8 protein-coding genes are annotated in these 6,992 nt (G+C 60.6%); 5 read left to right on the top strand and 3 right to left on the bottom strand.

Annotated elements, in window-relative coordinates; all coding sequences use genetic code 11:
- From NZ740_02010 to NZ740_01990, 5 genes are all read left to right on the top strand, one after another.
- Positions 1-965, top strand: a 965-nt coding sequence (locus tag NZ740_02010) for an FtsX-like permease family protein (GenBank protein ID MCS6770782.1), incomplete at its 5' end; no start/stop codon positions are given.
- 100 nt (positions 966-1,065) lie between these two features.
- On the top strand, positions 1,066-1,311 hold the full coding sequence (locus NZ740_02005) for a hypothetical protein (GenBank protein ID MCS6770781.1): 246 nt from the start codon (positions 1,066-1,068) through the stop codon (positions 1,309-1,311).
- 122 nt (positions 1,312-1,433) lie between these two features.
- Complete coding sequence (locus tag NZ740_02000; protein ID MCS6770780.1) at positions 1,434-2,438, top strand: XdhC family protein; 1,005 nt, start codon at positions 1,434-1,436, stop codon at positions 2,436-2,438.
- 117 nt (positions 2,439-2,555) lie between these two features.
- On the top strand, positions 2,556-3,707 hold the full coding sequence (locus NZ740_01995; GenBank protein ID MCS6770779.1) for a hypothetical protein: 1,152 nt from the start codon (positions 2,556-2,558) through the stop codon (positions 3,705-3,707).
- Positions 3,704-4,462 (top strand): putative 4-mercaptohistidine N1-methyltransferase, encoded by a 759-nt coding sequence (locus NZ740_01990; GenBank protein MCS6770778.1) that lies wholly within the window; start codon positions 3,704-3,706, stop codon positions 4,460-4,462. Before NZ740_01995 ends, NZ740_01990 begins: the two co-directional genes overlap by 4 nt.
- 18 nt (positions 4,463-4,480) lie before the next feature.
- Here NZ740_01990 and NZ740_01985 read toward each other — a convergent pair whose 3' ends face one another.
- The 3 genes from NZ740_01985 to NZ740_01975 all read right to left on the bottom strand — a co-directional run bounded on the left by NZ740_01985 (position 4,481) and on the right by NZ740_01975 (position 6,974).
- On the bottom strand, positions 4,481-5,512 hold the full coding sequence (locus tag NZ740_01985; GenBank protein MCS6770777.1) for an FAD-dependent oxidoreductase: 1,032 nt from the start codon (positions 5,510-5,512) through the stop codon (positions 4,481-4,483).
- A gap of 92 nt (positions 5,513-5,604) precedes the next feature.
- The gene (locus NZ740_01980; protein MCS6770776.1) at positions 5,605-6,126 is read right to left on the bottom strand and encodes an adenine phosphoribosyltransferase; all 522 of its coding nucleotides are present in this window, start codon (positions 6,124-6,126) and stop codon (positions 5,605-5,607) included.
- A complete protein-coding gene (locus NZ740_01975; protein ID MCS6770775.1) occupies positions 6,123-6,974 on the bottom strand; it encodes a sigma-70 family RNA polymerase sigma factor in 852 nt (283 codons plus the stop codon). Before NZ740_01975 ends, NZ740_01980 begins: the two co-directional genes overlap by 4 nt.
- Between the last annotated feature and the right edge of the window lie 18 nt (positions 6,975-6,992).

Raw genomic sequence — 6,992 nt, 5'->3', positions numbered from 1 at the left:
CTGCGGCCCTCGAGCAGGCAGGGCTCCCGCCGTTATACCAGACACCCATTGTCGCCATGCGCATTGACGAGCTGAGGCGACGAACCGCGCGGGGCGGTAAACGGGAGCCTGCGCGCGATGTCCCGGAGTGGGCCCTGCGCCGCGAGTACCGAGCCACCTATCGAGGAACGCTTTTTCCCACCGAACGTGTTATCGATGGCAGATGGATCGACCGCTGGGATCGGCAGTCTCATCCGCCGGGCGCCGCAGTGCCCATATCGATCGAGCGCAGCATCGCTGACACGCTGGGGCTTCGCCTAGGCGACCAGGTGGTCTGGGATTTACAAGGCGAGCGGATGGTCAGCTTCATCGCGAGCGTCCGCGAGGTCGACTGGCGCAGCATGAAGCCGAATTTTTACATCGTTTTTCCCGAGGGCGCGATCGATCGCTCGCCAAAGACGTGGGCCCTATTCGCGCGCACTACGGATCCTTACGGCGCCGCAAAAGCACAGAAGCTCGCCGCTGAACGGTTTCCGAATGTTTCGGTTATTGATTTGGCGCTCGTGTTGTCCTCGGTGAACGAGGTGCTGGCCGGCTTGGCGGACGCAGTCCGCGGGATCGCATGGTTTGTGGTGGGAGCGGGGTTCCTTGTCATGGCCGGGGCGGTTCGAGCATCCCGTGAACAACGCGCTCGTGAATACGCCCTTTTGCGGGCGCTGGGAGCGCCACTCCGTCACCTGGCTACTTCTTGGGGAATCGAGTACGCCAGCGTCGGCCTATTCGGGGGGCTTGTGGGAACGGGAGTCGGGGCTCTGGGAGGCGCAGCGGCCGCGCAATTTTTGCTCAAGGTCGATCCCGCAGCCGATCCGCTGCCGCTCGTCGCGTTGCCCTTTACTCTCGCAGCCGCGACGGCGCTAGTGGGCTTGCTCGCCGGGCGCGGGAATGGCGCCTCTCCCTTGGAGTGTCTCCGCCGGTCCGACGTCTAAATTGGCATACTCATTCACAAAATGAGATGGCTTCATGTGGATCTTTCAGAAGATTAATTGAGCTGTCGCATTTGCCCTCGCAGTCTTCTTAGTCGGATCCTTGCCATGGCCGGCGCAAACTCCGTTGGTCGAATGGACCTTCAATGAATCAGCGGGCGAAGCCATCGGCAGCAGTCACGGCGCGTTATATTTGCAACTGCTCAACGGCGCCGGTGCGTGGCGCGTCGTGATGGTCCGTTTGCGGGACCGCCTGCGCCATAACCCTATCGCCCTCGATTTCGCGGCCCGCCTCTGCACGGTGCCCGCCTGTCCCGCCGGCGGGCAGAATCGATCGATTTGTCACTGAACGTCTTATTCGCCGAGAAGTGTGTGGGCACAATGGGGATTCACACGCGATCCTCAAAAAAAATTAATCGATTCTGACGAGATGAGATTGCGCGCAAAGGATTAGCTCTCGATACTATTCTCATGAAAACGTGGCGCGAAACCCAGGCGGTTTTCGCCAACGCATCCCGACTTTTGTCCAGCGGCGAAGCCGTCGCCCTCGCAACGCTCGTGCGCATCGAGGGCCACTGCTGCCGGCGGGTTGGCTCGCGCCTTCTGATCCATCGGGACGGATCCATTTCCGGTCCACGAACCGGCGGATGTCTGGAGGCCGACCTTCGCGAACGTGCAGTCCGGATGCTGCAGTCCGGCGCGCCACCGGAACTGATCGAGTACGAAACCGGACCGCAGGACAAACTGTGGGGGTTGGGCATGGAACCCAACGGCCGAGTCGATGTGTTCCTCCAACGGCTCGAGCCGCCGCTGGATCCGGTTTTTGAGGAAATCAATCAACGCTTCACGGGAATTGAATCGTTTGCCATCCGCACGGTGCTGGACGGACTCGATGCGGGACAAATCTTCGTCGGTCCTCCGTTCACGGACGAGCGCTCCGGGATCGTGCTGGACGACGGCGACCGCATCTTCGTGCACCACGTGGATTCGCCGCCGCACCTCGTGGTTGTGGGAGCCGGTGAAGACGCGATTCCCTTAGTGAGGATTGGGGCAGACGTCGGGTTCCGCGTCACGGTGGTTGACCACCGGGATGAAACGCTGTCACCCGCGAATTTTCCGGCCGCGCGGGCGTTGGTGCACGCCCGGCCGGACGCGCCCCTGCCGGACGATATTCCTCGGAATGTGCAGACCTATGCCATCCTGATGTACCACGACGCCGCGATGAACGAGGCCTGGTGTCAGGCGTTCGCGCGGACGGCGACGCCCTACATCGGCGTGGTCCGCCGGGGCTCGAAGCGGGCCCCTTGGATCGATCGATTGCCCAAGGACATTCGGGTGCGTGTCCGCGAGCCCGCCGGGCTGCCGATCGGTGCGGAGGGACCGGAACAGGTAGCCATCAGCATCCTGGTGGAATTTCTCGCGCTGGAGTCGGGACAGTTGTCGGCGCTCCTGCGGGATCCGGCCGCCGCGATCTGAGCTGAGCCTTTCGCGGCGGAGTCGAGTTGCTGTTGTCAGGATTTGGGAGAGGTGCAGATTTGTTTGTAAGCTCATGCGAAGGGCTGCGAATCGCTAATGAAATATCGGAGGTGCTACATGATGAGGCGTACATTCCCACCGTTTGATCTGGCCCGTCTTCTCAAAACTGTCTTCGCACCGGAACCGGGCGAACGTGTAGCCATTTTGATCGATCTCGAAGATCCGCAAGATATGACCGCGTATCGTTTCTTGGAGAATCCAGCGTACTCCATTCAGCGGCATGCCTACGAAATTTTCCACAAGGGAATCCAGTCCGGAATCCTCGGCCTACAAGGCGGTGAAATGTATGCGTACCGGATCACCGGCGGCAGCAATTTGGATCTTCCCGACACGGCCTTCACCGCCGCAGGGACGGAAGTTAGCCTGGAAGCGGATGTTTATCCGCACTACGACATCATTTTGGCGATTACCACTTATTCCGCGACAGCTCCATTGACTGCTTTTGCCAAGCGGTACGGATTTCGCGGCGCCACGATGCACGGGATGAACGACATTATCATCCGCACTGGTCTCGCCGTGGATTATGAAGAGGTCAGCCGCGAAGCCGAGGCGCTGCGCGCGGGAATGACGCGTTCAGACTGGGCAGAGCTCGATTTTACAATATTCGGATCCACCTACACCCTCCGGCTCGATCTGGATCGCCAGGAAGCGCAAAAAAGTCACGGACTCTGCCGCGGCCGGCATCCCGATGTCGCAAACCTGCCCGCCGGCGAGGTCTACTGGGTGCCGACTGGCGGCGAGGGACATTTCCCGCTCAAATATGAAGAAGACGGGACCATTGCCCTGATGACCGTGTCCGGCGGTCGCATCATCAAGGCGGAATTATTGAAGGGAAATCCTGAAACTGTGGCTCGCCACAACGAAAAGCTCGCGGTTGATCCAGTGACGGGTGAAATCGGAGAACTCGGGCTTGGCACGCAGGAACTGCCATGGTCGGGCCGCGATATCCAGGATGAAAAGGTCCTCGGTACTTTCCATATTGCCACCGGCCGTAGTGATCACCTAGGCGGCCATCTCACCCCCGATAAGTTCAACGACGCCAAACACGCTACTCACGACGACATCCTGTTTGCGCCCCATAAGACGCCGGAGGTTGTCGGCTGCGAGATCCGTCTTCACCGGAACGGAGAAACCATCATGGTGGCGAAGGATTACCAGCCGAGCGCGTACACGCGGAGCCTTCTCGAGAGCGTCCGGACGCGCGCGTGACCTCGTACTACGAATCGGAGCGCGCGCTCGCTCAGTATCTCTGGCTGCATTACGGCGAGGATTCGCCCCTTTTGCCGGCTTTTCTTGAGAAATGCCGCTGGGCGCTTGGGTTTCCGAAAACCTGCGCTTCCTGGCTTGCGGAAGACGTTGTCCGATCGCCACGCCGAGCTCTCGATGTCGGCTGTGCCGTAGGCCGAGCCGCTTTCGAGCTTTCGAGGTCATGCGATGAGGTATTGGGCATCGATATCTCGGTCTCCTTCATCAGAACGGCGAATCGACTCCGAGAGGGAAACACCCTCCGATACGAGCTTCCGATCGAAGGGGACCTGTCGGCCGAACTCGAAGCCCGCATGCCCAATGAGGCGCGTCCCGAGTGCGTCCGCTTTGTCGTGGGCGACGCGATGGCGCTAGACGGCTTGGGTGAGTTCGATCTGGTACTCGCGGCCAACCTGCTATGTCGGTTGCCCGAACCGAAACGGTTTCTTGCCCGACTTTCATCCATCGTCAGGCCCGGCGGTCGGCTGTTGTTGACCACGCCCGCCAGTTGGCTGGAACAATACACACCCCGCGAGAACTGGATCGGAGGCTTCCTCGGTGCGCACGGCCCGGTCCAGACCTTTGAGGGGGTCTGCTCCGCTCTTCATGCCGATTTCGAGCTGGTCAAGCGGGGAGATCTACCCCTCCTCATCCCCGAACACGCGCGAAAATATGAATTGATTTTCGCCGAAGCGACCCTTTGGTCTCGACGCGCTTGATTCAAGGTAGCTTGGCGGTTATTGAACGGCGCCCGACTGGCCGGCAAGCAGATGGTCGGCGAGGAGAAACCCGCTCAAAAACGCATTTTCCACTCGGGCGTTCAGGCACCAATCCCCAGCAGCCCCCAATCCCAGATCCTCATCCCACAGGAAACCGATATCCAACGGATTTTCCGGAGCCGCGTAACGCCATCGGTGGGCAAGCGCGATGGATGGCGCTACCGGCTTGGTGCCGAGCGCCTCGTAAAACGCGTCGAGTAGCGCGGCGATCACGCGCTCGGGTTTTTCCTCCAAGTGACTACGTGACCAGCCCGGCGAGGCGTGCAAGACCCACGCTTCATGGGCGGCGCGCCCGGGTTTGCTACCGCCGTTGGCAATCCAAACCAGCGGGCTGTTTTGCACGAATGCGGCCTCGAACGGGGCGTCCATTTCGAAGTCAAACATCGCCATGACGGCCCAGCAGGGCTGCATCCGAACAGATGCAGCCTTCGCCTGGAGACGCGGCGAAGGCGCCAACAGCTCGGCGGCCTGCGCCGACGGCGCAGTAACGATGACCCAGTCGAATGAATCGGGGATCGGCCCGTCGTCTGACTCCAACTGCCAGCCTGCATCTCCTTCTCGAATTGACCGAACCCGTGTGGCCAAGTGGACGGGAATATCGGAGAGCATCCCTTTGATCATGGCATTCATGCCGGGAACGCCCACAAAGCGGACGGTCTCATCCCGAGCCATCGTGATGCTGCCCCGGTCGCAATGCGCGAGCCGATGCCGCCACGGGCTTACCCAGCCCGCGTCCTGCCAAGCTTCGACATAGCTTCGGAATCGATCATCCCGCACAGTAAAGAACTGGCATCCGTGGTCGAAGGCGCAGTCGCCCTCTCGTCGGGTGGACATTCGCCCGCCCACGCCGCGTCCTTTGTCGAAAACCCTGACCTCGTGGCCCCGGTCGGCAAGCCGACGCGCGACGATAGCGCCGGCGATTCCGGCGCCAATGACGGCAACCGAGTTCCGGATGTCGATCAACGAGGTCTCTGAAGGATGGCTCTGCATGGGCTGGCCCAACCGGCCCGCCCACCTTACTGTCCGGCGCGGGATTTTCCAAGCCTCACTGCGGATCGGCTAGAAGAACTCCCCGAAATCCGTCAAAACGCAATCGGGGCAAAAACCGTCCGTGGATTCAAGCTTGCGCGGCCGTTTAGAAACGTTAGCTCAATCAATACATCAACTTCCACAACCCGCGCGCCCGCGCGCTCAATCAGGCGGGCCGCCGCGGCAGCAGTTCCGCCCGTCGCAAGGACATCATCCACCAGTAGCACCTCCTCACCGGCGTCGAATGCGTCCTCATGAACTTCCACGGAATCCGATCCGTATTCGAGCGCGTAGGTCTCGGTGAGGGTCCGATAGGGAAGCTTGCCTTTCTTGCGAATCGGCACGATCCCAGCGCCGAGTTCATGGGCAATGGCAGCCCCCAAGAGGAACCCACGGGATTCAATCGCGGCAATCCGACGAATTTTTCGGCCGCGGTGACGATCGACGAATAATCCCACGGCCGCGTGGAACAATACAGGATCTCTCAGGACGGGCGTGATGTCCTTGAACCGGATTCCGGGCTTGGGGAAATCGGGAATTTCCCGTATCGCAGACCTGATGGCATCGAGGCTCATACTCCGGATTTTTCCGGAACCTTGATTCCGTCCTTCTCGTCAATCATACGTCGCAGCTTCACCACGGCTGCATTCTGGATCTGCCGGACGCGCTCGCGGGTGATTCGGAACCGCTTGCCCACGGTTTCGAGTGTTTCCACCCGCGCGCCCCGAAGTCCAAACCTGTATTTAAGAATATCGCGTTCCCGTCGGTCGAGTCGATTGATCAACTCGTCAATCTCATCCTTGAGCTGGCGCTCGTTGATCTCGTCGACCGGGCTGCGAACCCGCTCATCCCCAATAAGTTCGCCGAACTCCGCACTGTCCTGGTCATTGCCCACGGGGGCATCCAGCGACGCCGGCTTCAACGAAACGGTTTGCCAATGACGAACCACCGACGGTTCCACCCGAAGCTCGGCGGCCAGCTCCTCCTCGGTCGGTTCCCTTCCCAGTTTCTCGCGCAACTGGTGCTCCACCCTGCGCATCCGGGCAATCTTGTCCACCAAGTGCGCGGGGAGCCGGATGGTCTTGCTCTGGTTGGCAAGGGCGCGTCTGATGGCCTGCTTGATCCACCACGCCGCATACGTGCTGAGCTTGCCGCCCTTCTTCGGATCAAACCGTTCAACCGCCTTCATCAGCCCGATATTGCCCTCGGAAATCAGGTCGAGTAGGGGCAGACCATACCGCGCGTAATCCTGGGCAATTTTGACAACAAGCCGGAGGTTGGCGCGGATCATGAGCTGTTTGGCTTCCTCGTCGCCCTTCTTGATCCGCGCCGCCAGTTCCACTTCCTGCTCGGGCGTCAACAGCGGGGTTTGCCCGATCTCCCGCAAGTACACCTTTATGGAACGGTCAGAATCCATCATCATCGTTCCGCCTTCCGGCTA

The organism is Kiritimatiellia bacterium, assembly GCA_025054615.1.
Classification (GTDB): Bacteria; Verrucomicrobiota; Kiritimatiellia; order CAIVKH01; family CAIVKH01; genus JANWZO01.
Note: the sequence above shows the minus strand (reverse complement) of the source record. Positions and strands in the feature narration are given on the sequence as shown.

Coding starts and splice junctions, on each gene's coding strand:
- NZ740_02000 (MCS6770780.1), top strand. CDS start 1,434: ATGAAAACGTGGCGCGAAACCCAGGCGGTTTTCGCCAACGCATCCCGA.
- NZ740_01980 (MCS6770776.1), bottom strand. CDS start 6,126: ATGAGCCTCGATGCCATCAGGTCTGCGATACGGGAAATTCCCGATTTC.
- NZ740_01995 (MCS6770779.1), top strand. CDS start 2,556: ATGATGAGGCGTACATTCCCACCGTTTGATCTGGCCCGTCTTCTCAAA.
- NZ740_01985 (MCS6770777.1), bottom strand. CDS start 5,512: ATGCAGAGCCATCCTTCAGAGACCTCGTTGATCGACATCCGGAACTCG.
- NZ740_01975 (MCS6770775.1), bottom strand. CDS start 6,974: ATGATGATGGATTCTGACCGTTCCATAAAGGTGTACTTGCGGGAGATC.